The following is a 23,176-nucleotide window of genomic DNA, read 5'->3' as shown; positions in this document are numbered from 1 at the left end:
ACTCTATGGATTTCGAGTTGCAGGAAGGCGGCAAGTCAGCGATTCCCCAGGAGCTTACTCAAGTAAGTGACTGGGGTGAGCTGACGCAGCCAACGCGCCTGCAACTTGAAAGACGACGAGTATATTGTTCGGTTCGCGTTTCAGCGAGAATGAACCCACATTACAACAGGAAATTTATTGCGGAAATTGATATATTCACAACGTTACATTGCAATTTATGCAACGTCGAAAACCGGAGACTCGTCTGTGGATTTACGCGATCTGAAAACCTTCCTGCATCTGGCGGAAAGCCGCCATTTTGGCCGCAGCGCGCGGGCGATGCACGTCAGCCCGTCCACACTTTCCCGGCAGATTCAGCGCCTCGAAGAGGACCTCGGCCAGCCGCTGTTTGTTCGCGATAACCGTACGGTGACGCTGACTGAAGCGGGCGAGGAGCTGCGCGTCTTTGCCCAGCAGACGTTGCTGCAGTATCAACAGCTGCGCCATACCCTTGACCAGCAGGGGCCATCGTTATCCGGCGAGCTGCATATCTTCTGCTCGGTCACCGCCGCTTATAGCCACCTGCCACCGATTCTTGACCGCTTCCGCGCCGAACATCCCTCGGTTGAAATCAAGCTCACTACCGGTGATGCCGCCGATGCGATGGAGAAAGTCGCCACCAATGAGGCCGATCTGGCCATCGCCGGTAAGCCTGAAACGCTGCCCGGCGCCGTCGCCTTCTCAATGCTGGAGAATCTGGCGGTGGTGCTGATTGCCCCGGCACTACCCTGCCCGGTGCGCAATCAGGTTTCCGTCGATGAGCCTGACTGGTCAACGGTGCCATTTATCATGGCCGACCAGGGGCCCGTGCGCCGCCGTATCGAGCTGTGGTTCCGCCGCCATAAAATCAGTAACCCATCGATTTACGCGACCGTCGGCGGACATGAAGCGATGGTGTCCATGGTTGCGCTGGGCTGCGGCGTGGCGCTGATTCCCGAAATCGTGCTGGAAAACAGCCCGGAACCGGTGCGCAATCGCGTGATGATTTTAGAGCGCAGCGATGAGAAGACCCCGTTCGAGCTAGGCGTCTGCGTGCAGAAAAAGCGGCTGCATGAACCGTTGGTGGATGCCTTCTGGAAGATTGTGCTGGAACGCAAAATCGCCGAATAGCGTTGATATTTTCAGCCCCCAGTCATGCTCCAGGTTCGGGAGATTAATTGGTATCAAAGGTGCCAGGTGTAAACGGGCGCCGCAGGTAAAATCGTCACTAAAGAAACAGGACCTTACGAGAGGGAGTGGCGATGCAAAAACCCAAAAAGATCTTCAACAACACCGATAATATTCGTAGCGAAATCATGGAAGGGCTGGTGTACACCGGGCGCGGTAAGATCCACGCCCTGCCGGAGTATTGCGCGGTTTATCGCACGATGGCGCAAAACAACCAGACCGTTATCGTCAGCGGTGGCGGCAGCGGCCATGAGCCGACGTTTGCCGGGTTCGTCGGCGAAGGCGGCATCGATGCCTGCGCACTGGGCGAAGTCTTCACCTCCCCCTCTCCCGACCAAATCATTGAAGCCAGCCGGGCCGTTCATCAGGGCAACGGCGTGCTGTTCCTCTACGGCAACTATTCCGGCGACGGCATGAACTTTGATATCGCGGCTGAAATCCTTGCGGAAGAAGGGATTGAGTGCCGCACCGTGCGTGCCACGGATGATATTGCCTCGGCGCCGCCGGAAAGAATGTCCGACCGCCGTGGCGTGGGCGGGCTGGCGTTTTTGTACAAGCTGACCGGTGCCGCAGCCCAGTTTGAGCACTACGCCCTGCCGGAACTGGAAGCGCTGGCGAACAAAGCCAACCATAACACCCGCACCATTGGCGTCGCACTCAGCGGTTGCGCGCTGCCACAGGCCGATGCCTTCAACTTCACCCTGGCCGATAACGAAATCGAGTTGGGCATTGGCATCCACGGCGAACCGGGACTGTGCCGTATTCCGATGCCGCAGAGCGATGAGTTGGTTGAGATGATGATTGAGCGCCTGTGCAACGACCTGCCTTTCGCGAAGGGCGACAGCGTGTGCGTGAGCGTCAACAACCTCGGTGCGCTGAGCAATACCGAGCTGATGGTGGTCACCCGCAAAGTCGGCATGGCGCTGACGGCCCGCGGCATCAAAACCTACGACGTGCAGGTTGGCCATTTCTGTACCTCGCTGGAGATGTCCGGTTTTTCCCTGAGTATGCTGCGGCTGGACGACGAGATGCAGCGCCTGTACGACCACCCAATCCGCACCCTCGGCTGGAGAAACTAAGATGAACACCACACAATTTATCGCCTGCCTGCGGTACGTCTCTGAGGGGATGATCGCCAGTGAACCACGGCTGACCGCACTCGATCAGGTGATTGGCGATGGCGACCACGGTATCGGCATTAAACGCGGCTTTACCGCACTCAACGCGCTGCTCAGCGCACCCGAATTTACCGCCACGGATATTGGCGATGCCCTGTTACAAAGCGGTACCCGCCTGATGACCAGCATGGGCGGCGCCTCCGGGGCTATTTTCGGTACCCTTTTCCGCGCCGGGGGTAAAGGTCTGGCAGGCCGTATTGAGCTGGATGCCGCCACCCTCGCCGAGTGGTTGGCGATCGGTATGCGGGCCATCCACCAGCGCGGCGGCGCCGAGCCGGGGGATAAAACGATGGTCGATGCGCTGGCCGCCGCCGCCGAATGCGCCAAAGCGGACATCACGCTAACGCTGCCGGCAGCACTGGCCCACTGCGCGCAGGCGGCAATGGCAGGCGCTGAGGGCACCAGTGCAATGGTGGCGCGCTTCGGGCGCGCGAAAAATCTGGGTGAGCGGGCCATTGGCCACTGCGACCCTGGCGCGGTATCGATGGCGCTGATCCTGCAGTTTATGGCGGAATTTGCTCATCAGAACTAACCTGCAATAGCGCTCAACCGCCACAGGGGCCATGTTTATGCATGGCCCTTTTCTATCCTGCGGTCCGGCATCTGACGGCTAAAATCAGTGGTAGATTCAGTATTGGCGCTCCTTTTCTGTATAATGTTGCGATCCATTGTAGTGGGGGGCTTGTTAACCATGTCGTTAAGCAAGCCAGAACAGACGGTGTCATTGCGCACTTGACAGCGAAAATACAAACTTAATTAGCCATCATTATGATAATCAAACCAAAAATTCGTGGATTCATCTGTACAACGACCCATCCGACTGGCTGTAAAGTCAATGTGGAAAAACAGATCGAGTACGTTAAGCAAAACGGGAAAATCGAGAACGGCCCTTCCCGCGTGCTGGTGATCGGTGCTTCCACCGGTTACGGCCTTGCATCCAGAATTTCCGCCGCCTTTGGCAGCGGTGCCGCCACTATCGGCGTATTTTTCGAAAAACCAGGCACGGAGTCCAAACCAGGTTCCGCGGGCTGGTATAACTCTGCCGCCTTCGACGAAGCAGCAAAGCGTGAAGGTCTGTATTCCAAAAGCATCAACGGCGACGCGTTCTCTGACGAATGCCGTGATGAAGTGATCAAGCTCATCAAAGAAGACCTGGGTCAGATTGATCTGGTGGTTTACTCACTGGCTTCCCCAGTGCGTAAAATGCCTAAAACCGGTGAAGTTGTTCGTTCTGCGCTGAAGCCAATCGGCGAGGTTTACACCTCTAAAGCGATTGATACCAACAAAGATCAGATCATGACCGCCAGCATTGAGCCGGCAACCGAAGAAGAAGTTCAGAACACCGTTACCGTCATGGGCGGCGAAGACTGGGAACTGTGGATGGGTGCGCTGAGCGAAGCTGGCGTGCTGGCCGAAGGCGTGAAAACCGTGGCCTACTCCTACATCGGTACCGACCTGACCTGGCCAATCTACTGGCACGGCGCGCTGGGCAAAGCGAAAGAAGACCTCGACCGTGCGGCGGGTGAACTGCGTAACCAACTGGCTCCGCTGAACGGTTCTGCCAACGTTGCGGTACTGAAGTCCGTTATCACCCAAGCGTCTTCCGCCATTCCAGTAATGCCACTGTACATCTCCATGGTCTTCAAGCTGATGAAAGCGCAGGGGATTCACGAAGGTTGTATCGAGCAGATCAACCGTCTGATGACCACCAGCCTGTACGGCAACAAAGTGGCGCTTGATGACAACCAGCGTATCCGTATGGACGACTGGGAACTGCGTGAAGACATTCAGCAGGCCTGCCGCGACCTGTGGCCGCTGATCACCACTGAAAACCTGGCGCAAGAAACCGACTATGCAGGCTACAAGCAGGAATTCCTGAACCTGTTCGGTTTTGGCCTCGACGGTGTGGACTACGACGCTGACGTGAACACCGAAGTCGAATTCGACGTGATCACGCTGTAATTTATTAATGTCGTAACAAACGCAACACTTGATAAAGCCCTGGCCAAAAAAGCCGGGGCTTTTAACTAATAAGGGCTGGACTTAATAACAACCGCTCCTGTACGATTCAATCCAATTTCCAATATATAATGTTAATTAAGCATTGAATGTAATTTATAATTACCATCAAGATTAATTATATATCACTGGATAACCTGTAGTTTTCCCAAGTAATTAATAGAATGAATTTAACGGAATACTTCCATTAAATAGTGAGAGTCTATCCTAATAGACACCATTGTTGCAGTCAGTTTGATCCAAGGTGCCTTCCCAGCCATACTGGGCTCGGAAGCCTTATTGGTCCTTAAGTAATCACCGGCAAACTATAGAATGGCCTATTGGGATAGACTCTAAATCCGGCTCATGGATTGGAGCTTAATATTATGTACTCAACGGATCTACATCAACTTAACCATTCAGGTAGTTTATTAGAAACACCGAAATATATTCAAGAACAGCTATTCTCATTCCCGGAAGATATCGCTACAGCAGACAACCGCCCCTTAATTTCAGCAATCATTCCATGTCTGAATGAAGAAATGACGCTTGCCATCTGCATTAATAAAATAATGGCGGCCTTTGACCGCCGGGGGATTCGGGGTGAAGTCATCGTGGGGGATAATGGCTCAACGGACAACTCCGTCGACATTGCCCAATCGCTGGGCGCCCGGGTTATCCACCAGCCCGTCAAAGGCTATGGTGCAGCGATAAGCGCCGCGGCCGGAGCGGCACAGGGTAAGTATCTCATCATGGCTGACGCCGATGACTCCTACGACTGGAGTCAGATTGATATTTTTGTTGATGCGCTGGAAAGCGGCGCAGACTTCGTGATGGGGAATCGATTTGCCGGAGGAATAGAACCAGGGGCTATGCCCCCTCTGCATCGCTATCTCGGCAATCCGCTGCTTTCGGGTATTGCCCGACTGCTTTATCACTCTCCTATTCGTGATTTTCACTGCGGAATGCGGGCCTTTACCCGCGAGGCATTCCAGAAGATATCCGCCCACGCTACCGGTATGGAATTTGCCTCCGAAATGATTATTAACGCGCACCGCGCGGGGCTTACCATCCGTGAAGTACCAATTAAGCTCTATCCAGATAAACGTAACCGCCCGCCTCATTTACGCTCATTTCGTGATGGCTGGCGACACCTACGCCTTCTCATTGCCCACGCTCCGGATAGACTCTATTTGATCCCCGGATTTACGCTGCTTCTGCTCGGAACGATAGGCCTTGCGCTGCTTGCCCCTGGTCCCATCGAAATCTATGGCCACTATTTTGGTATTCATTTCGTCGCCCTCGCGACCATGTCGACGCTCATTGGCCTTATCTCAATTCTGCTAGGTGTGTTAGCTAAGGTCGCTATCGCCATTTATCACCCGGTTGCACAAAGTCGGATGATTCGCTGGCTGAGACGGGCGCATACTCTGGAATGGCTGGTTTTCGGCGGCTCTGCGCTTGCCATAGCAGGTTTTTGCGCCGACCTCCTTCTGGCCTTTCAATGGCTTTTATCTCACGGTTCAATGGAGCAGTCGGTGCATGTTGTTTTTATCATCAGCACGGTTTGTATCGCCGGTGTGCTGATGGTGCTGGCCGGATTCGTACTGCAGTTGCTGCTGGACATCCTGAACCGACATGATTCAGATGCATTAACAAAAGGGCCGGCGATATGGAAGGAGTGAGGGCCGCTATGACGAAAATACGCACCTCTTTTGCCTATCTCTGCGTCTCTGGCGGGTGCTTCTTCGGACATAATGCCATCATGATTGCGGCGGAGCATTTATACGCAGCGCTCTGGCTAGCGATCCTCTTATCTTTCGTTATTACCGTGACTATTGGTTATGTGTTGCACAGCGTATTCACCTTCAAACAGCCGCTCTCGCCGCGCGCCTTTGGGCGCTATACCCTCGGCATGCTGCTGAATATCCCACTGGCTTATGCCACCACCTGGTTCTGGTACCACTGGCTGGGATTTCCAATGCCCGCTGCCGCGCCGCTTGCTTCGTGCTGCACGATCGCGCTGAATTTTTTCCTCAGCCGCTGGGCGATAAGCGCATCAGGCCGTAAGGCGCGTATGCCCTCATCTTCCCCAACCGTCTGGAAATAACGATGCGGCTGGAGAAAGTATCATCTTGAATATCCTGACGATAAGCCATTTCTATGAGGCGCACGGCGGTGGAATTGAACGCGTTGCCGGGCAGTTGTGCCGCCAGTTCGCTCGCCAGGGAGCAACACCGCAATGGGCAGCCAGCGCCAGCGATGCTTTGCCTGCCGGTGATCTCAAAATCATCGCGTTACGCTGCATCGATCCGCTGGAAAAACTGACCGGCCTGCCCATGCCGTTACCTGGCCCAGGGGCTATTTGGGCACTCCAGGACGCGGTACGGCGTAGCGACGCGGTGGTGATCCACGATGCGCTCTATGCCACCTCAATCCTTGGCATGATAATCGCCAAACTCCACGGGAAACCCGTCGTTCTGATTCAACATATTGCCGCGATTCCTTTCCGCTCCCCCGCGCTGCGTCTGCTTATGCGACTGGCTAACCTGGTCGTCACGCGCCCCATGCTATGGGCTGCCGATGTCCGAATCTTTATTAGCGATACGGTTCGTCACGACCTGCTCGGAACGCCTGCACGCTATCCCTATAAGTTGCTGTTTAACGGCGTTGATAGCGCCATTTTTTATCCACCAACGCCCTCAGAAGCCGGACGCAACCTGCCAGCAAACACTCACCTTTCTCCCTGTACCCGGCGGATACTTTTCGTTGGCCGCTATGTTGAAAAGAAAGGATTGGCTGTATTACGCGCCCTGGCTGCGGCCAGGCCGGAGTGTCAGTTCTTGCTGGTCGGAAGCGGCCCTCTTCGGCCCGCAGAATGGGGGTTAGGCAACGTTTACGATCTTGGTGTTCAGCCTCCCGCCGCGCTGGCAGAACTTTATCGCGCCGCAGATTTGCTGCTATTGCCTACCGTCGGTGAAGGCTATCCCCTCGTTATCCAGGAAGCGATGGCCTCCGGGCTACCGGTCGTCTGCGGCACCCCGGCGCATAGAGCGGACCCCGAGGCGGCAAACTGGCTACGTGGCGTGAACATCGACCTTAGCGATCCGCAGGGTTCGGCACAGCGTTGTTCTGCCGCAATAGATAGCGGTGGGCTGACCAACCGCGAACGTGAAGCGATGATTGGTTACGCCAGGGAGCGCTATAGCTGGCAAACCATGGCGCAGGAAATACTCAGGCTGGCGCAAAATGTCGTCAGGGCGAAGGACCAAACCGGAAGAGAATAAAATGGATACATCCAGTCAGCACTTTTTTCGCGATAACCCGCGGAGCGTTACGCTGCTCCTCGGCGCGAGTATTGCCATTAAAGTGGCGCTTATTTTCATTTTTGCCTGGCATATTCGTCTGGTCATGGATGAGTTCGCCCAACTTGGCTACGCCAAATATTTCGCCAATGGGCTATTCGATACCATTCAACCGCCAAAGGCCGTGGGCTTTGCGGTGTTTTATAAACTGGCTCATCTGATCGGCTGGAACGCCGCCTCGATTATTCATATCGGGCGAATGCAGACGGCCCTGCTCGCCTGCGCAACGCTACTCCTGGTTTACGCCTGCGCGCGTGCGCTGGGCGAGCAGCGTTTACGCTCACTGCTGATTGTTCTGGTTTTACTGTGCTTTACTAATTTTATGGAGCGCATCTTCCGTACCCGCTCAGAGCCCCTGGCGCTGTTTTTCGCCCTGGCTGCCATGCTGGTGATATTGCGCGGCCCAACCCTCAACACCAGAAAAATTTTCATCGCCGGGATCTTAAGCGGGCTGGCATTTTTGGTTACCCAAAAATCAGCCTTCTTCAATCTGGCCCTTGGGCTGGGTTTAGTGGTTGACGCTACGCTGCGAAAAGACGTCGTCACGGCTCTCGTTCGCGGTTTTTACTTAACCGTCGGGTGGCTACTTCCCGCAATGGCCTATTGCTTGATATTCGGCGGCAGCGACCCACTGCGTATTGCTGAAGGTTTGATCTTTGGCCCGCTAGAAGTGGCGGTAAGCGGTAGCGAAGCCTATAGCGGCGCGCTTCGCACGTTCGTCTTACAAACTCTGATGGAAAATGCGTGGCTCTATCTGCTCTGTTTTAGCGGCATGGCCATTGCGGTGAAACGTTTTCGCGTCTTGCATGAAAAAAACCGTATCGCTCTGATATTTTCGCTCGTGATTACCACGCTGGTGTTCACGCACAGTCAGCCATGGCCCTATGTCTTTATTATGGCGCTACCGTTTTTATCCCTCTGGTCTCTTGCTCCGCTGGACGTTCTCTTCGCTCATCACCGTAAGCCAAGCCTGAGATTATTTATGCTAGCGGTGGCTATATTCCTTCTGCTTTCAAGCTACCGTACCAATTTCAGCTATCTGAAAATCAGCAATGTGCGGCAGCTTGAGCTGGTTAGCCGGGCAGAAGCACTGCTTAAACCTGATGAAAAATACTTCGATGGTATAGGGATATTGCCCAACAGGCTGGAACCGACAACCCTGTGGCTCGATACCTGGTATGTTTTAAAGACGCTGCGTGAAGGTAAAAGCTCCGAAGCCTGGCAGGTACTTACCCAATCCCCGCCGAAGATTGTTTTATGGTCCTACCGACTGAGTAATATCTATCCTGCCATCGCCGACGCCATCGATAGCAGCTATGTCCAGATTGCGCCGAATATCAGGATGATGGGGCAACGAGTGCACCTCGACCGTCAGGTCGTGTTCAAGGTGCCGCTCGCCGGAAGATATCAGCTGTACAGCGAAACCGGCGCGCCCGTTTCCGCACAAATCAACGTGGACGGGATCGCACTCGTTCCCCCTATAACCCTATCGGCAGGCCGCAAAATCATCACGTTACTCAACGGCCCGGAGAAAGCGCTGCTGTTACCCGAAGGCACCTACACTGGCCTTTTCAAAGAGGGGGAGGATGACCAGGACCTATTTGCTAACGCCTATTATCGGTAAGCGTGATAAACCGCCGCGGTAACGGCGGTTTTTGTTGAGGCTAATCGAAACCAAAGCCTTCTGCGAACAGCACCTTCAGCTTCGCCATCGCCTCCTGCTCGTCGCTGCCGCTGCAGATGATCTCAAGCGATCCTCGGCCTTTGATCCCGGCCCCCAGAATACTCATGATACTTTTTCCCTTGATGGTTTTACCATCGTAGATCATCTCGATCCGCGACTGATACTGCGCGCACGCCTTTGCCAGTACGCCCGCCGGGCGGGCATGAATGCCGTGCAGATTGCTGATTTTCACTACTTCTTTCAACATAATTGCGGTTCCTTACTTACTGTCCGTTAGCCGGGTACATCCCCTGAACGACGTTAAAATAGCCCTGGATCAGAAGCTGGGCGACCATCGCGCCCGGGTCGACAAACGCACGGGATCGCTCGCCGTGGATAGCCGCACGCCCGTGCTTCGCCACCATGGTGGTAGTCTGCTGCACGCCCTGCTGTGCCGCTAACAACGCTTCCCGCGCCACGTTCAGCGGTTCGCCCTGACCACGCAGTGCCACCAGCGCCGGTGCCATCCCATCAAGAAAGGTTTTTTCACCCGGATGCGCTTTGCCGCGCTGCTGCACACCATCAAACCAGGCCTGGAAAAAGTCGCCTGCATCCTGCAGCGTCATCGCTTCCCGTCCCTTAAAGACTTTTCCCGCCTGCATCAGGCCGGAAGCCATCAGCGTTCCCATCGTGGAGGGTACCGCCGAGGCCATCGCTTTACCCGCCAGATAAAAAAACCGTCCCAGATCGGGTTCGCCGCTGTGCTGTGCATAGTCCGACGCCACGGCAAAACCATCACTCATGGTGAGGCCCAGATCGCCATCGCCCACCACGCTGTCCAGTTCGGTTAGCACCGTCTTGTTGCCCTGCATCACCCTCGCCCACTCGGCAAAGAGCGGGCGTAAGCTCTCGCTGTTTAACGTCATAGCGCCTCCTTAGGCGGGAAACTGCCGGAACATCGGCGTGTCGGCCTGCGCGTTCAACAGTGCCTTAAGTTCATCGTCTACCGGCATCAGGCTGATGGACATGCCGGTCATCTCCATCGCCGTGGCGAATTCCCCCACCCACACGCGGAAGACGCGGATGTTGCTCTGCGCCAGAATCTGGTACACATGGCGATACATCAGGTACAGCTCTTCCAGCGGCGTCGCACCGAGGCCGTTAATCAGCACCGCCACTTCATCGCCCTGCTGGCAGGGAGAGTCTGCAATCAGCCAGGACATCATCTCTTCAGCAATATTTTCAGCACTCAGCTGCGGCCCGCGACGAATGCCGCTTTCGCCATGGATACCCATGCCGATTTCCATCTCGTTGTCGCCAATATGGAAACCCGGCTTACCGATACGCGGCACGATGCACGGCGACAGCGCCACCCCCAGCGTCCGCACACGATCACCGGCCCTCTGCGCGATACGCTGGACGGTGTCAAGGTCATCCATTCTGGCGGCCGATGCGCCAGCACATTTGTAGACGAAGAAAATCCCCGCCACGCCGCGTCGCGTGGTGGCACCACCGCCCGGCACGGCACCGGCGGCATCATCGGCGGCAACGACCGTGCAGGTCCGGATGTCGCTCTCCATGTCGGCCATTTCCGCCGCCATGTCAAAATTGAAGATATCGCCGTTATAGTTGCCGTACAGGTAGAGCACGCCCGCACCGCTGTCTACCGCCTGCGTAACGGCCAGAATTTGCTCCGGCGACGGTGACTGGAACACATCGCCAATGGCGCAGCCGTCCAGCATGCCCTGCCCCACATAGCCGAGGAACAGCGGCAGGTGCCCGGAGCCGCCGCCGGTGACGATTCCCACCTTGCCAGGGACCGGGCGCGCCGTGGCAAGGCAGTGCAGATCCTCATTCACAAAGCGGAATTTATCGGGGTGCGCCAGATAGATGCCTTCCAGCATCTCCGGGATAAAGTCCTCCGCCTGATTCAGAAATTTTTTCATGCGTTCTCTCCATGAATATCCCGCCCGGACGGGCGGGCGCGTCAATTAACGGGCAAATTTGATCTGTGACGGGTAGGCCCAGCGCTGCAGCTCTTCCGGGGCGAAGGATTCAGGCTCCTTGCCGCCGTTAATCACCAGCGCGTGGTAGTAAATCTGCGCCATCTCCTCCAGGTACGCGGATTTCAGCACCGCTTCATACGGGTCTTTATCCACGCCGATTGCGCCATGTTTTTCCATCAGGATGGCATCGGCACGCTTGATAGGTTCGATCACGCTCTCGGAAAGCGCTGGCGTGCCGGGGCGGCCGTACGGCGCAACCGGGATCACCCCGTCTTTCAGGTTGAGAATGGCGCATTCGTACACCACCGCCGGGATAGGCTTATTCAGCACGGCAAAAGAGGTCGCGTAGAGGGAGTGCGTGTGGGAGATGGCGAACACGTCCGGCCGCGCTTTATAAATCTCGATGTGCATCAAGCATTCGCTGGTTGGGCGCAATCCCGCTTCGCTTTCAATCACATTGGCTTCAACGTCCATCACCACGATATCGCGCGGCGTTAAATGCATTTTGTCGATAGTGGTTGGGGTCACCAGAATAAGCCCGGTCTCTTTATCCCGTACGCTGGAATTACCCGCTTTATGTTTACAGAGCCCCCATTGCTGAGCGGTTCTGGCCATTTCAACGACGTGTTTTTTCTGAATGTCTAACATAATATTTATCCTGTATACGGTTGTAGGGGCGAGCGATGTCGCGACAATGATTGCCGGGAAATAACGTTGCAGCTTTTACGCTGCAACGGCGTTTAATTAATGATTACGAATGACGGACAAATTCATTTATCAGTGCATATTCATCCTGTGCGCGGCGAATAACATTGCCGCCATCATAGAATTCGAGAAACTCATTTAATTGCGCGAGCGCCTTAAGATGCTTTTGCGGATTATTCGTCGCGAGGACGATAATAATATCGGCCTGCATATAACCGGCGAAATCAATCTTTGAAGGCAGGCGTAATAGCGTCATCCCCGTTTCCAGCGCGCCATCATCGACGCCCGCATGGGCAATAATCACGCCGTCGGCCAGCATGATATAGGGCTGCTCATCGGCGATTTTATTCAGCATAATTTGCAGGTAGCGCGGTTCAATCACCCCGTTTTCCAGCAGCGATGCTGAAGCCTCGGTAATCGCCTGCTGCCAGTCAGCGGGTAGCGAAGTGGCAAACTGAACGTGTTCACGCTGCAGCAAGTCCGTCAGCGATGGCGTCGGCGGCTCAATGTTGCCCGCTGCGCTCGCGGCGCTGTTCTCATCATAGATGTAGCTGGCAAGCGCACGCTGTAGCCCTTTGTGGTCGATGATATTGCCAAAGCGCTCGAAGATAAGCAGCAGTTGCTCTATCTGAATGATATTCGGATCTACGCCCTGCAGCGCACCGATCACATGATTGCGGAACGCACTTTTGTGAATGCTGCTGATGGACGGATTGACCACAAACACCATCTTGCTGGTATTCAGATGCGTGGTTGAGAAGACCACGTCGTAGTGCCCGGTATAGCGCTCAAATTCGCGCCGTGACATCACTTCGGTAAAGTGTAACTCCGGGAAAAGCACCTGCAGCGTCAGGAACAGATAGGTAGAGATCGTGGCGCTGTTTTCGCACACCACCACCGCCGTTTTCTGTAGCTTAATCTGATGGATTACCCCTTCGCGGGTCAGCCAACCGCCAAAAAGCACCGTCAAAAACGCCATCTCTTCATCGGGAATTTCGCAGTGCAGTACCGTCTCGAACGGCACCGCCGCGCGGCGAACCATCTCGTGCAGATGGCTGAATTCTTTCACCACCAGATCGTAAACGCTGCTGGTATTGGTCAGATGATAGCGAATACGGTAATAGGCTGGTTTCCAGTGCTGATAGATTTTTTCAATCAGCTCATTTTTCTCTTTGATGGTGACGCAGCTTATTTTTTCAAAGTTGTCGACTACCGCCACCACGCTTTCAAGCAGCAGCGTATCCAGGTGGAAATATTTATCGGCAATACTTTGAATATTGGAGCTTTGGATCAGTGCCGTCAGGAAAACCAGTTCATTTTCGCTATTGATATTGATTTTACTGATAACGCTCTGCATCAGGGTAAATTCTCTGCTGCCAATAATATCGGCGTAGCTGCTCGGAATATTAACCAGACCTTTTCCTGAATCAATACGGTGCAGGACAAAGCAGATAAAATAGATAAGCTCCTGGAGCTGGCGGTCGGTAAACTGAATTTTAAAACGTTTTTCAATTTCGCTAAAAACGTTGCCGACCTTTTCCAGATAGTCGCTCATCACGTTGTTGTAGTGGGCGAGAATATTTTTGACGACCGGAATTTCCAGCACCCGACGTAAACAGTTCAGCAGCAGATAACGTTTTTCCAGCTCCTCACCCAGAATATGGTAGCCGTTGCCCCGGTCGTAGCTTATCTCCAGTCCGTGCTCGATAACCTCTGTACGCACCTTTTTCAGGTCGTTGATAATCGTATTCTGACTCACGCCCAGCGAAGAGGAGAGATGCAGCAATGACAGCCGTTCGCTGCGGGTCAGTAGCATAAAGATAATCATCTGTCCGCGCTCTTCTTCCGAGTAGAGATAGCGGTGCTCGGTTTCAGAGGTCTGATTCTGACGAAAATGCTCAATCACATGGCGCGGGATATGCAGCTTCCCGGTTTTCAGACGGTTGATCCGGTCAAAGTGGTTCGACTCCAGGTAGTCATTCACCTTTTTCAGCGTATAGCTCAGCTGTTTGCGCGTCAGGCAAAACTGCTCTTCAAGCTTCGTCCCCGTGATGCCGGGATCGTTCACAATGGCATCCAGCACTGCAACCACGCGTTTATCCATAGCCATGCCGACTCTCCTGCAATGAAAAGCCTGGCGGCGACGCCTGCCGCCAGACATGAACATGAAACCCAGAATTACGCCTGTTGAACGTTCTCCTGCTGTTCGGCCTCCTGCTGTGCCAAATTGCTTTCACGACGCAGTTCGCGGGAGTAGAAGAAGTAGCCACATCCCCACCACAGCGCGAAGACTAGCGGGATAAAGTTGCCTTCCAGGAATTTGAACAGGAAGGAGAAGGCATAGGTGAAGACCGGGGCATCAATCGAACTGTTCGAAATCAGCTGCCCTGCCGGGATGGTGATCGCTTTAGTGGCCAGACCGAGGTCGGTAATCATTGGCGCGAACTGCGTCCCCACGAACAGGAAGAACGGCACGCCAATAATGCTCAGGATAACCATGCGCAGCGTGTTACCGCGCGTCACCAGGTAGGCCGGAACGATCAGCGCAATATTAATGATGCCGGCAAATGGCAGGATCTTATTTCCCGGCAGAATCAGCGCCCACAGCAGGGTGAACGGGATGGCAACGATAATGGCAAACCAGATCTCGCTCGCGCCGCCCATAAACGGCCAGTCGATACCCACGAACAGCTTACGCCCGGAGAATTTCTTGTTCATATAGTCGCTGATGGCCTCTGAGATCGGCGACAGCGCCTGCATAAAGAGCTTGGAAATCATCGGGAACAGCACCAGCGCCGTTGAGGCCTGCACCCCCAGCATCAGCGTTTTCGCGACGCTGTAGCCCGCAATCACCCCAAACAGGATCCCCAGAATAAAACCGATGATATGGTTTTCGGCAAAGACCCCGACTTTGGCGCGCAGCGCGCTGGCATCCATCGGCTTATTGCAGACCGGAATTTTGCGCAGCAGCAGATCGAACGGGTAATAGATGGCACCAAAGAAGACCATACGGTGCGTACAGGTTACCCCCGGGATCCCCGTGAGCTTCTCAATACGATGCTGGTGAATATCCCCCGCGTTCAGTTCCATAATGATCTGGAAAGCGGCAACAAGGAACGCCAGTACCAGGCTCCAGACCGGGCCAAACAATGGGGTGGTGACGCTCACCACGATAAACGCGGTAAAGATTTTCCCCCACACGTTCCAAAGGTCGGCGTTGAAGGTATTGGTCTTGTTCAGCATCAACATCACAATGTTTACGCCAACCTGAAGCGGGAACATGGCGAACGCATAAGGCCAGGCCCAGGAGATATTCGCCATCGTCGTCCAGCCGCCGTCAACGATACTTAACTCAAGGCCGGTACGGTTCATCATGGTCTGCGCGGCAACGCCGATGGCATCAACCATAAAGCCAATCAGCATGCTCATCCCGACGAAGGCGACGCCCAGCGTGATGGCCGCCGAGGCCGCATCGCGGAATTTCATCCGCACCACCAGCCCGGCTAATAACATAATAAAAGGCACAAAAACCGGCGCGCCTAAATTCAGAATATAATTTATGACTACACCAAGAAAGTCCATAGCACTTCTCCACTAAAATAATTATACGGATTAAAGAGCTACACCTTATTTACAGGCATCAATGACCTTTTGTAATTCCTGCTCCATCCCCATGCCGGTCAAAAAAGCAATCCCGTTAATTACCGGGATAGGATATTGCTTATCAACTTTGGTGATGGCGATATAAGCCGCGCTATCTTTTATATGACTATCAAGCGATTTCAGGTCGATGACTTCAACTTTGATATGCGACTGCTGGCGTTCATTCAATAGGCGGGTCACTTTACTGGCAACCGTTTGTGAGGTAGCAACGCCGCTTCCACATGCAACAATGACTTTTTTCATCTTATAAATCCTTATCTAATTGCAGTCTTGATGTGAGGGTACAGAGAAAGGTTTCTACATCGTCTATTTCGCGTAGGGTCTGGACAATCTCTTCATCCGCAAGGCAGTCCATGAGCTTTTGCAGCGCGGTCAGGTGGCTGCTGTGGTCAACAAAACCAAGTAAAACAATAAAATGAACGTAAAGCGTGTTGTCATCATTGCCCATTTCCTGCCAGGCAATAGGCGTAGACAGCCGCGTTACGGAGATAAAAGGGCGAATAACGTGCTGAGGGTCGGTATGAGGAAGCGCGATGGCCACCGGCAGCGTTGGCAGCGCGGTAGGGTACGCTTTTTCACGGGCGATGATGGCGTCAAGAAAAGAGTCCCGGACATAGCCTTGCTCTTTCAGCAGCAAAAATATCGAAGAAAAAAAGTCCGTGGAATTATTATAATGTTTATCCAGAAATGTGAGTTGAGGCGTAAAATATTCACATCCTTGCGCACTTTCATTCGGGGCATCAATTATATCCGTTCTCATCCGAATATCCTCTCTAACCGCTAAGAATTAACTAGAGACAATGTTAATTCAGGAGCAGCAAGCGAGCGACAAATATTGCCCCCAAAAGATGTGCGCAGGCTGGCGCAACGCGGTGAGCGTTTTATTATGAATTACGTCACATTTTTATCGTTGAGATTCGTTGGCAGCGAAATAATTTGGCAGGTTACGACAAATAAAAAGGAGATCGGGAGATAATCCAGACAGATTATCTCCCGTTAAGCGGCGCTTAGCCCGCGAGGAAGAAGCGGAACGCAGGGTTATTGGTCTCGTTATGACAATCGTAACCCAGTTCGTTGAGTCGGGTTTCAAAGTCCGGTTCGTTCTCGCCCAGCTCAAATGCAGCCAGCACACGACCATAGTCGGTACCGTGACTGCGGTAGTGGAACAAAGAGATATTCCAGTGCGTGCCTAAGGTGTGCAGGAACTTCAACAGCGCGCCCGGAGATTCCGGGAACTCAAAGCTGTAAAGGCGTTCCTGTAGCGGCTTAGATGGACGACCGCCGACCATATAGCGCACGTGCAGCTTCGCCATTTCGTCGTCGGAGAGATCCACCACGCTGTAGCCGCCCTCGTTGAGCAACTGCAGGATCTCTTTACGCTCTTCCAGACCCCGGCTCAGGCGGACCCCAACAAAAATGCAGGCATTTTTCGCATCGGCGAAACGGTAGTTGAACTCAGTAACCGAACGCCCGCCCAGCAGCTGACAGAACTTCAGGAAGCTGCCCTTCTCTTCTGGAATCGTCACCGCCAGCAGCGCTTCACGCTGTTCCCCCAGCTCACAGCGTTCAGAGACGTAGCGCAGGCCGTGGAAGTTAACGTTCGCGCCGGACAGCACGTGCGCCAGGCGTTCGCCGCGAATGTTGTGCTGGGCGATGTATTTTTTCATGCCTGCCAGCGCCAGCGCCCCGGAAGGCTCCGCCACCGCACGCACATCTTCGAACAGGTCTTTCATCGCCGCACAGATAGCATCGCTATCGACGGTGACGATATCGTCGAGATACTCCTGACACAGGCGGAACGTTTCATCACCGATGCGCTTCACCGCTACGCCTTCAGCGAAGAGTCCCACACGCGGCAGGTCAACCGGATGACCGGCATCCAGCGCCGCTTTCAGGCAGGCAGAATCTTCGGCTTCTACGGCAATGACTTTGATTTGCGGCATCAACTGTTTAATCAGCACCGCCACGCCCGCCGCCAGACCACCGCCGCCGACCGGCACAAACACGCGGTCGAGGTGAGCGTCTTGTTGCAACAATTCCAGCGCCAGCGTGCCCTGCCCGGCAATTACCATCGGGTGATCGAAAGGCGGAACCCAGGTGAAACCCTGCTGCTGCGCCAGCTCAATGGCTTTGGCTTTCGCTTCGTCAAAGTTCGCGCCGTGCAGTAGCACTTCGCCGCCAAAACCGCGTACGGCATCGACTTTGATGTCGGCGGTCGCAACCGGCATGACGATAAGCGATTTCAGGCCAAGCCGGGCAGATGAGAACGCCACGCCCTGCGCATGGTTGCCCGCGGATGCGGTGATCACGCCATGCGATTTCTGCTCGGCCGTCAGGCCCGCCATCATCGCGTAGGCCCCGCGCAGCTTGAAGCTGTGCACCGGTTGGCGGTCTTCGCGCTTCACCAGAATCACGTTATCAAGGCGCGAAGAGATCTTTTCCATTTTCTGTAGCGGCGTCACCTGCACCGCTTCATAGACCGGTGCGCGTAGCACCGCTCTGAGATACTCGGCCCCCTCAGGGGAGCCGGATAGGGGTTGTGAATCTGCCATGATTAGCCACCCAGTTTCGATTTATCACGTACGGCGCCTTTGTCGGCGCTGGTTGCCAGGCTAGCATAAGCGCGAAGGGCGAAGGAGACCTGACGCTCACGATTTTTCGGCGTCCACGCCTGGTCGCCACGGGCTTCCTGCGCTTCACGACGTGCGGCAATTTCCGCGTCGCTCAGTTGCAGCTGAATACCACGGTTCGGGATATCGATAGCAATCATGTCGCCATCTTCGATGATCGCGATATTGCCGCCGCTTGCCGCTTCAGGAGAAACGTGGCCGATAGAGAGGCCAGAGGTACCGCCGGAGAAACGACCATCGGTGATCAGGGCGCAGGCTTTGCCGAGACCCATCGATTTCAGGAAGGTGGTTGGGTAGAGCATTTCCTGCATGCCCGGCCCGCCTTTCGGCCCTTCGTAGCGAATGACCACCACGTCGCCTGCGACAACTTTGCCGCCGAGGATGGCTTCCACCGCGTCATCCTGGCTTTCGTACACTTTTGCCGGGCCGGTGAATTTGAGGATGCTGTCATCTACGCCTGCAGTTTTTACGATACAGCCGTTTTCCGCAAAATTACCGTACAGCACGGCCAGGCCGCCGTCTTTGCTGTAAGCGTGCTCCAGAGAACGGATACAGCCTTCGGCACGGTCATCGTCCAGCGTATCCCAGCGGCAATCCTGCGAGAACGCCTGAGTAGTACGGATACCGGCCGGGCCTGCGCGGAACATTTTCTTGACCGCGTCGTCCTGGGTAAGGGTGATGTCGTACTGCTCCAGCGTCTGCGGCAGGGAGAGACCGAGAACGTTTTTCACGTCGCGGTTCAGCAGGCCTGCGCGGTCCAGCTCGCCGAGGATCCCCAGCACGCCGCCGGCGCGGTGCACATCTTCCATATGGTATTTCTGGGTACTTGGCGCCACTTTACACAGCTGCGGCACCTTGCGGGACAGCTTGTCGATATCGCTCATGGTGAAGTCGATTTCGGCTTCCTGTGCCGCCGCCAGCAGGTGCAGAACGGTGTTGGTGGAGCCGCCCATGGCGATATCCAGCGTCATGGCGTTCTCAAACGCTTCTTTGCACGCGATGTTGCGCGGCAGCGCGGATACATCATCCTGCTCGTAGTAGCGTTTGGTCAGCTCAACGATGCGCTGGCCCGCGGTGAGGAACAGTGCTTTGCGGTCAGCGTGGGTGGCCAGCAGCGAGCCGTTACCCGGCTGAGACAGACCCAGCGCTTCGGTCAGGCAGTTCATCGAGTTGGCGGTGAACATACCGGAACAGGAGCCGCAGGTTGGGCAAGCTGAACGTTCAACCTGCTCGCTCTGCGAGTCAGAGACTTTCGGGTCCGCGCCCTGAATCATCGCATCGACCAGGTCGAGCTTAATGATTTTGTCAGAGAGCTTGGTTTTTCCGGCTTCCATCGGGCCGCCGGAAACGAAGATAACCGGAATGTTCAGGCGCAAAGAGGCCATCAACATCCCCGGGGTGATTTTGTCGCAGTTGGAGATACAGACCATCGCATCGGCGCAGTGGGCGTTCACCATATACTCGACGGAGTCGGCAATCAGCTCGCGGGACGGCAGAGAGTAAAGCATGCCGCCATGGCCCATAGCGATACCATCATCCACCGCAATGGTATTGAACTCTTTAGCAACGCCGCCGGAGGCTTCGATCTGCTCAGCAACCAGTTTACCGAGGTCGCGCAGGTGAACGTGGCCCGGCACGAACTGGGTAAACGAGTTTACGACAGCAATAATCGGTTTACCGAAGTCATCATCGGTCATCCCGGTGGCGCGCCACAGTGCGCGGGCGCCCGCCATATTGCGGCCGTGAGTGGTGGTGGCGGAACGGTATTTAGGCATGCTTTAGTACTCCCAGTCTTTATCTTGTTAAATGGGGTGTTGCGTGACACCCCATCTTTTTATGCTTATGGATTAACCTGATCCAACCAACCCCATTTATCTTCGGTTTCACCGGTAAAGAGGCCAAAGAATGCTTGCTGAACGCGCTTGGTGACCGGGCCACAGCGACCTTCACCAACCTGGATACCGTCAACGCTACGCACCGGCGTGATTTCAGCGGCGGTACCGGACATGAATACTTCATCTGCAAGGTACAGGGATTCGCGAGACAGCACCTGCTCGCGCACTTCAATACCGAGGTCTTTCGCCAGCTTGATGATGGCGTCACGGGTGATACCCGGCAGCGCGGACGAGGTGAACGGAGGGGTAAAGATCACACCATCTTTCACTTCAAACAGGTTTTCGCCCGCCCCTTCAGACAGATAGCCGTTCACATCCAGCGCGATACCTTCCTGATAGCCGTGGCGGCGCGCTTCGCTGCCCACCAACAGTGAGGAAAGATAGTTACCGCCCGCTTTTGCCGCCGTTGGGATGGTGTTCGGTGCGGCACGGTTCCAGGAAGAGACCATGGCATCGATCCCCTGATCCAGCGCTTCTGCGCCCAGGTATGCTCCCCACGGGAACGCCGCGATGATCACGTCAGTGGTGTAGCCGTCCGGCGGGTTAACGCCCATGCCCACGTCGCCGACGAAGACCAGCGGACGAATATAGGCGCTGGTCAGGTTATTTTTGCGCAGCACTTCGCGGCAGGCTTCCATCAGCTCGTCAACGCTTTGAGAAACCGGGAAACGGTAGATTTTGGCGGAGTCACGCAGGCGCTGCATGTGCTCGCGGTGGCGGAAAACAACCGGGCCTTTGTGGGAGTCGTAGCAGCGGATGCCTTCAAATACGGAGGTACCGTAGTGCAGCGCGTGGGACATGACGTGTACTTTCGCATCTTCCCAACGCACCATCTCACCGTTGAACCAAATGTAATCCGCTTTTTTCGTCGTCATTTCTCTTCCTATTGCGCTCAGGCGCGAATCTGTTGTTGTGATGTGCTTGTACATTGCTGAACGGCAACCGAGGCCACGTCCACCAGTTTATTTAATTGACTAAACAGTAAGTCGACTGACCGTGGGCTGGCAACGGTCAGTTCAATATTTATGTTCTGTGCATCGCTGGCCGTTTCCATATTCATCGAGCAAATCTGAAAGCCGCGATGGCGAACCACACGTAAGACGCGTTCTAAGGTTTCCGGGTTGAAGCGGGCCTGCACGTTGACCTGATGTTGCATCATGATAATTTCTCCAGCATTTGTGAGTTGCTGGCGCCAGGTGGCACCAGTGGCCAGACATTCTCAAGTTCGTCGATTGAGACATGAAGCAGGTACGGGCCTTCGCTTGCGAGCATGGTGTCGAGTGCCGCTTCTACCTGGTCTTTACGGGTGATGTGTTGGCCAGGAATGCCGAAGGCGCTGGCCAGCGTGAGGAAATCGGGGTTATCGGTCAGGGTGGTTTCGCTATAACGTTCCTGGAAGAACAGCTGCTGCCATTGGCGAACCATCCCTAACCGCTGGTTATCGAGCAGTACGATCTTCAGCGGCAACTGCTTGCGTTTTACGGTGCCCAGCTCTTGTACGTTCATCATGAAAGAGCCGTCACCGGAGATACAGATAACCGTATCGTTCGGGCGCGCTACCTGCGCACCAACGGCCGCCGGCAGACCGAAGCCCATCGTGCCTAAGCCGCTTGAGGTGATGAAGTTCTCCGGGCGGGTGTAGGTCATGTGCTGAGCGGACCACATCTGGTGCTGGCCGACATCAGTCGTCACCACACTTTCCGCCGGTTTACGATCGGAAAGCTGCTTCAGCAGCAACGGCGCGTAGATAGCCTCGCCCGGATGATCGTAACGCCAGTCGTGCTCGGCGCGCATCGCCGCGTTATGTTCACACCAGGAGTCAATCGCCAGTGGCTGCTGCAGCGCGGGCAGCAGCGCATTCAGGTCGCCCTGCAGGGCAACATGCGCCTGGCGCAGTTTGTTCATTTCTGCCGGGTCGATATCCATATGGATAACTTTGGCATGCGGCGCGAAGGTGTTCAGCTTGCCGGTTACGCGGTCATCAAAGCGTGCGCCAACGGCGATCAGCAGATCACACTCTTGCACCGCCAGGTTCGCCGCTTTGGTACCGTGCATACCCAGCATACCGAGATAGTACGGATAATCCGCAGGCACGGCACCCAGGCCTTTCAGCGTGCAGGTCGCGGGCATGTTCGTGACCGCCATAAACTCACGCAGCGCGGGAACCGCCTGCGCCATCCCTACGCCGCCGCCGACGTACAGCATTGGCTTCTGCGATTCGGCCAGCATCTGCTGCGCCTGCGCCATTTCGCTATACGGGAAACTGTCGTCGCTTTCTACGGTGGAGAAGTACGGATCCAGATCGCCTTGTGCAATCTGAATATCTTTAGGGATATCAACCAGAACCGGGCCAGGACGGCCTGAGTTTGCCACCTGGAAAGCTTCAGCGATTACGCGCGGCAGCTCTTCCAGGGATTGCACCAGAAAACTGTGTTTGGTGCAGGCCAGCGACAAACCGAGGACGTCCACTTCCTGGAAGGCATCCGTACCGATAAACGGTGCGGCAACCTGGCCGGTGATGGCAACAACAGGAACGGAATCGAGCAGCGCGTCCGCCAGGCCAGTGATCAGGTTGGTTGCTCCTGGGCCTGAAGTGGCGATACAGACGCCGGTTTTACCGGTAGAGCGGGCATAGCCGATGGCCGCCATCGCCGCGCCCTGCTCGTGTCGACACAGCAGATGCTCTACGCCGCCGTCATACAGAGCGTCGTAAACGGGCATAATGGCACCACCTGGATACCCAAATACCGTTTCGACTCCCTGCGCTCGCAACGCATGTACCACCCACTGTGCGCCATTCATAGTTAGTTCCCCGCCTTAGATCGTAAGAAACAGAATTTTGTGCTACTTGTCATTCTCTGCTCCTC

The 23,176-nt window shown here is 55.1% G+C and carries 21 protein-coding genes; 8 read left to right on the top strand and 13 right to left on the bottom strand.

Annotated elements, in window-relative coordinates:
- Positions 1-177: 177 nt before the first annotated feature.
- The 8 genes from ilvY to AB2B48_RS18690 all read left to right on the top strand — a co-directional run bounded on the left by ilvY (position 178) and on the right by AB2B48_RS18690 (position 9,371).
- The gene (ilvY, locus tag AB2B48_RS18725) at positions 178-1,149 is read left to right on the top strand and encodes an HTH-type transcriptional activator IlvY (RefSeq protein WP_185669618.1); all 972 of its coding nucleotides are present in this window, start codon (positions 178-180) and stop codon (positions 1,147-1,149) included.
- A 131-nt stretch (positions 1,150-1,280) separates the two neighbouring features.
- Complete coding sequence (locus tag AB2B48_RS18720) at positions 1,281-2,285, top strand: dihydroxyacetone kinase subunit DhaK (RefSeq protein ID WP_368299827.1); 1,005 nt, start codon at positions 1,281-1,283, stop codon at positions 2,283-2,285.
- 1 nt (position 2,286) lies between these two features.
- Positions 2,287-2,916, top strand: a complete 630-nt coding sequence (dhaL, locus tag AB2B48_RS18715; protein WP_368299826.1) for a dihydroxyacetone kinase subunit DhaL — start codon at positions 2,287-2,289, stop codon at positions 2,914-2,916.
- A 236-nt stretch (positions 2,917-3,152) separates the two neighbouring features.
- Complete coding sequence (gene fabV, locus AB2B48_RS18710) at positions 3,153-4,346, top strand: enoyl-ACP reductase FabV (RefSeq protein WP_368299825.1); 1,194 nt, start codon at positions 3,153-3,155, stop codon at positions 4,344-4,346.
- A gap of 422 nt (positions 4,347-4,768) precedes the next feature.
- Positions 4,769-6,067, top strand: coding sequence for a glycosyltransferase family 2 protein (locus AB2B48_RS18705; protein ID WP_368299824.1), 1,299 nt, complete (start codon positions 4,769-4,771; stop codon positions 6,065-6,067).
- Positions 6,068-6,075: 8 nt separating this feature from the next.
- Complete coding sequence (locus tag AB2B48_RS18700) at positions 6,076-6,492, top strand: GtrA family protein (protein ID WP_368299823.1); 417 nt, start codon at positions 6,076-6,078, stop codon at positions 6,490-6,492.
- Between the two features lie 25 nt (positions 6,493-6,517).
- The gene (locus AB2B48_RS18695; RefSeq protein ID WP_368299822.1) at positions 6,518-7,669 is read left to right on the top strand and encodes a glycosyltransferase family 4 protein; all 1,152 of its coding nucleotides are present in this window, start codon (positions 6,518-6,520) and stop codon (positions 7,667-7,669) included.
- 124 nt (positions 7,670-7,793) lie between these two features.
- Positions 7,794-9,371 (top strand): hypothetical protein, encoded by a 1,578-nt coding sequence (locus AB2B48_RS18690; RefSeq protein ID WP_368299821.1) that lies wholly within the window; start codon positions 7,794-7,796, stop codon positions 9,369-9,371.
- A gap of 40 nt (positions 9,372-9,411) precedes the next feature.
- On the opposite strand, the gene AB2B48_RS18685 is transcribed toward AB2B48_RS18690, so the two are convergent.
- The 13 genes from AB2B48_RS18685 to ilvG form a co-directional block, all read right to left on the bottom strand.
- Positions 9,412-9,678, bottom strand: a complete 267-nt coding sequence (locus tag AB2B48_RS18685) for an HPr family phosphocarrier protein (RefSeq protein ID WP_035896560.1) — start codon at positions 9,676-9,678, stop codon at positions 9,412-9,414.
- A 16-nt stretch (positions 9,679-9,694) separates the two neighbouring features.
- Entirely contained in the window at positions 9,695-10,336 is a 642-nt protein-coding gene (locus AB2B48_RS18680) for a dihydroxyacetone kinase family protein (protein WP_368299820.1), read from the bottom strand.
- Between the two features lie 9 nt (positions 10,337-10,345).
- Complete coding sequence (locus tag AB2B48_RS18675; protein ID WP_368299819.1) at positions 10,346-11,356, bottom strand: dihydroxyacetone kinase subunit DhaK; 1,011 nt, start codon at positions 11,354-11,356, stop codon at positions 10,346-10,348.
- 45 nt (positions 11,357-11,401) lie between these two features.
- Complete coding sequence (locus AB2B48_RS18670; protein ID WP_185669629.1) at positions 11,402-12,064, bottom strand: class II aldolase/adducin family protein; 663 nt, start codon at positions 12,062-12,064, stop codon at positions 11,402-11,404.
- Between the two features lie 103 nt (positions 12,065-12,167).
- The gene (locus AB2B48_RS18665) at positions 12,168-14,231 is read right to left on the bottom strand and encodes a BglG family transcription antiterminator (protein WP_368299818.1); all 2,064 of its coding nucleotides are present in this window, start codon (positions 14,229-14,231) and stop codon (positions 12,168-12,170) included.
- Positions 14,232-14,299: 68 nt separating this feature from the next.
- A complete protein-coding gene (locus tag AB2B48_RS18660) occupies positions 14,300-15,703 on the bottom strand; it encodes a PTS galactitol transporter subunit IIC (RefSeq protein WP_368299817.1) in 1,404 nt (467 codons plus the stop codon).
- Between the two features lie 45 nt (positions 15,704-15,748).
- Positions 15,749-16,027, bottom strand: a complete 279-nt coding sequence (locus tag AB2B48_RS18655) for a PTS sugar transporter subunit IIB (RefSeq protein ID WP_035896401.1) — start codon at positions 16,025-16,027, stop codon at positions 15,749-15,751.
- Between the two features lies 1 nt (position 16,028).
- Positions 16,029-16,544 (bottom strand): PTS sugar transporter subunit IIA, encoded by a 516-nt coding sequence (locus AB2B48_RS18650; RefSeq protein ID WP_368299816.1) that lies wholly within the window; start codon positions 16,542-16,544, stop codon positions 16,029-16,031.
- A 247-nt stretch (positions 16,545-16,791) separates the two neighbouring features.
- Complete coding sequence (gene ilvA, locus AB2B48_RS18645) at positions 16,792-18,336, bottom strand: threonine ammonia-lyase, biosynthetic (protein WP_185669633.1); 1,545 nt, start codon at positions 18,334-18,336, stop codon at positions 16,792-16,794.
- 2 nt (positions 18,337-18,338) lie between these two features.
- Entirely contained in the window at positions 18,339-20,189 is a 1,851-nt protein-coding gene (ilvD, locus tag AB2B48_RS18640; RefSeq protein ID WP_368299815.1) for a dihydroxy-acid dehydratase, read from the bottom strand.
- A 65-nt stretch (positions 20,190-20,254) separates the two neighbouring features.
- The gene (gene ilvE / locus AB2B48_RS18635) at positions 20,255-21,184 is read right to left on the bottom strand and encodes a branched-chain-amino-acid transaminase (RefSeq protein ID WP_035896405.1); all 930 of its coding nucleotides are present in this window, start codon (positions 21,182-21,184) and stop codon (positions 20,255-20,257) included.
- 17 nt (positions 21,185-21,201) lie between these two features.
- Entirely contained in the window at positions 21,202-21,468 is a 267-nt protein-coding gene (gene ilvM / locus AB2B48_RS18630) for an acetolactate synthase 2 small subunit (RefSeq protein ID WP_040118523.1), read from the bottom strand.
- On the bottom strand, positions 21,465-23,111 hold the full coding sequence (ilvG, locus tag AB2B48_RS18625) for an acetolactate synthase 2 catalytic subunit (RefSeq protein ID WP_368299814.1): 1,647 nt from the start codon (positions 23,109-23,111) through the stop codon (positions 21,465-21,467). Before ilvG ends, ilvM begins: the two co-directional genes overlap by 4 nt.
- Positions 23,112-23,176 lie beyond the last annotated feature (65 nt).

The sequence above is a fragment of the Kluyvera sichuanensis genome (assembly GCF_040930405.1).
In the GTDB taxonomy this organism is placed as follows: Bacteria; Pseudomonadota; Gammaproteobacteria; order Enterobacterales; family Enterobacteriaceae; genus Kluyvera; species Kluyvera sichuanensis.
Note: the sequence above shows the minus strand (reverse complement) of the source record. Positions and strands in the feature narration are given on the sequence as shown.

What these genes read in the sequence shown, in the direction of transcription:
- AB2B48_RS18720 (WP_368299827.1), top strand. Translation starts at nt 1,281, where the DNA reads ATGCAAAAACCCAAAAAGATCTTCAACAACACCGATAATATTCGTAGC.
- dhaL (WP_368299826.1), top strand. Translation starts at nt 2,287, where the DNA reads ATGAACACCACACAATTTATCGCCTGCCTGCGGTACGTCTCTGAGGGG.
- fabV (WP_368299825.1), top strand. Translation starts at nt 3,153, where the DNA reads ATGATAATCAAACCAAAAATTCGTGGATTCATCTGTACAACGACCCAT.
- AB2B48_RS18705 (WP_368299824.1), top strand. Translation starts at nt 4,769, where the DNA reads ATGTACTCAACGGATCTACATCAACTTAACCATTCAGGTAGTTTATTA.
- AB2B48_RS18700 (WP_368299823.1), top strand. Translation starts at nt 6,076, where the DNA reads ATGACGAAAATACGCACCTCTTTTGCCTATCTCTGCGTCTCTGGCGGG.
- AB2B48_RS18690 (WP_368299821.1), top strand. Translation starts at nt 7,794, where the DNA reads ATGGATGAGTTCGCCCAACTTGGCTACGCCAAATATTTCGCCAATGGG.
- AB2B48_RS18685 (WP_035896560.1), bottom strand. Translation starts at nt 9,678, where the DNA reads ATGTTGAAAGAAGTAGTGAAAATCAGCAATCTGCACGGCATTCATGCC.
- AB2B48_RS18680 (WP_368299820.1), bottom strand. Translation starts at nt 10,336, where the DNA reads ATGACGTTAAACAGCGAGAGCTTACGCCCGCTCTTTGCCGAGTGGGCG.
- AB2B48_RS18675 (WP_368299819.1), bottom strand. Translation starts at nt 11,356, where the DNA reads ATGAAAAAATTTCTGAATCAGGCGGAGGACTTTATCCCGGAGATGCTG.
- AB2B48_RS18670 (WP_185669629.1), bottom strand. Translation starts at nt 12,064, where the DNA reads ATGTTAGACATTCAGAAAAAACACGTCGTTGAAATGGCCAGAACCGCT.
- AB2B48_RS18665 (WP_368299818.1), bottom strand. Translation starts at nt 14,231, where the DNA reads ATGGCTATGGATAAACGCGTGGTTGCAGTGCTGGATGCCATTGTGAAC.
- AB2B48_RS18660 (WP_368299817.1), bottom strand. Translation starts at nt 15,703, where the DNA reads ATGGACTTTCTTGGTGTAGTCATAAATTATATTCTGAATTTAGGCGCG.
- AB2B48_RS18655 (WP_035896401.1), bottom strand. Translation starts at nt 16,027, where the DNA reads ATGAAAAAAGTCATTGTTGCATGTGGAAGCGGCGTTGCTACCTCACAA.
- AB2B48_RS18650 (WP_368299816.1), bottom strand. Translation starts at nt 16,544, where the DNA reads ATGAGAACGGATATAATTGATGCCCCGAATGAAAGTGCGCAAGGATGT.
- ilvA (WP_185669633.1), bottom strand. Translation starts at nt 18,336, where the DNA reads ATGGCAGATTCACAACCCCTATCCGGCTCCCCTGAGGGGGCCGAGTAT.
- ilvD (WP_368299815.1), bottom strand. Translation starts at nt 20,189, where the DNA reads ATGCCTAAATACCGTTCCGCCACCACCACTCACGGCCGCAATATGGCG.
- ilvE (WP_035896405.1), bottom strand. Translation starts at nt 21,184, where the DNA reads ATGACGACGAAAAAAGCGGATTACATTTGGTTCAACGGTGAGATGGTG.
- ilvM (WP_040118523.1), bottom strand. Translation starts at nt 21,468, where the DNA reads ATGATGCAACATCAGGTCAACGTGCAGGCCCGCTTCAACCCGGAAACC.
- ilvG (WP_368299814.1), bottom strand. Translation starts at nt 23,111, where the DNA reads ATGAATGGCGCACAGTGGGTGGTACATGCGTTGCGAGCGCAGGGAGTC.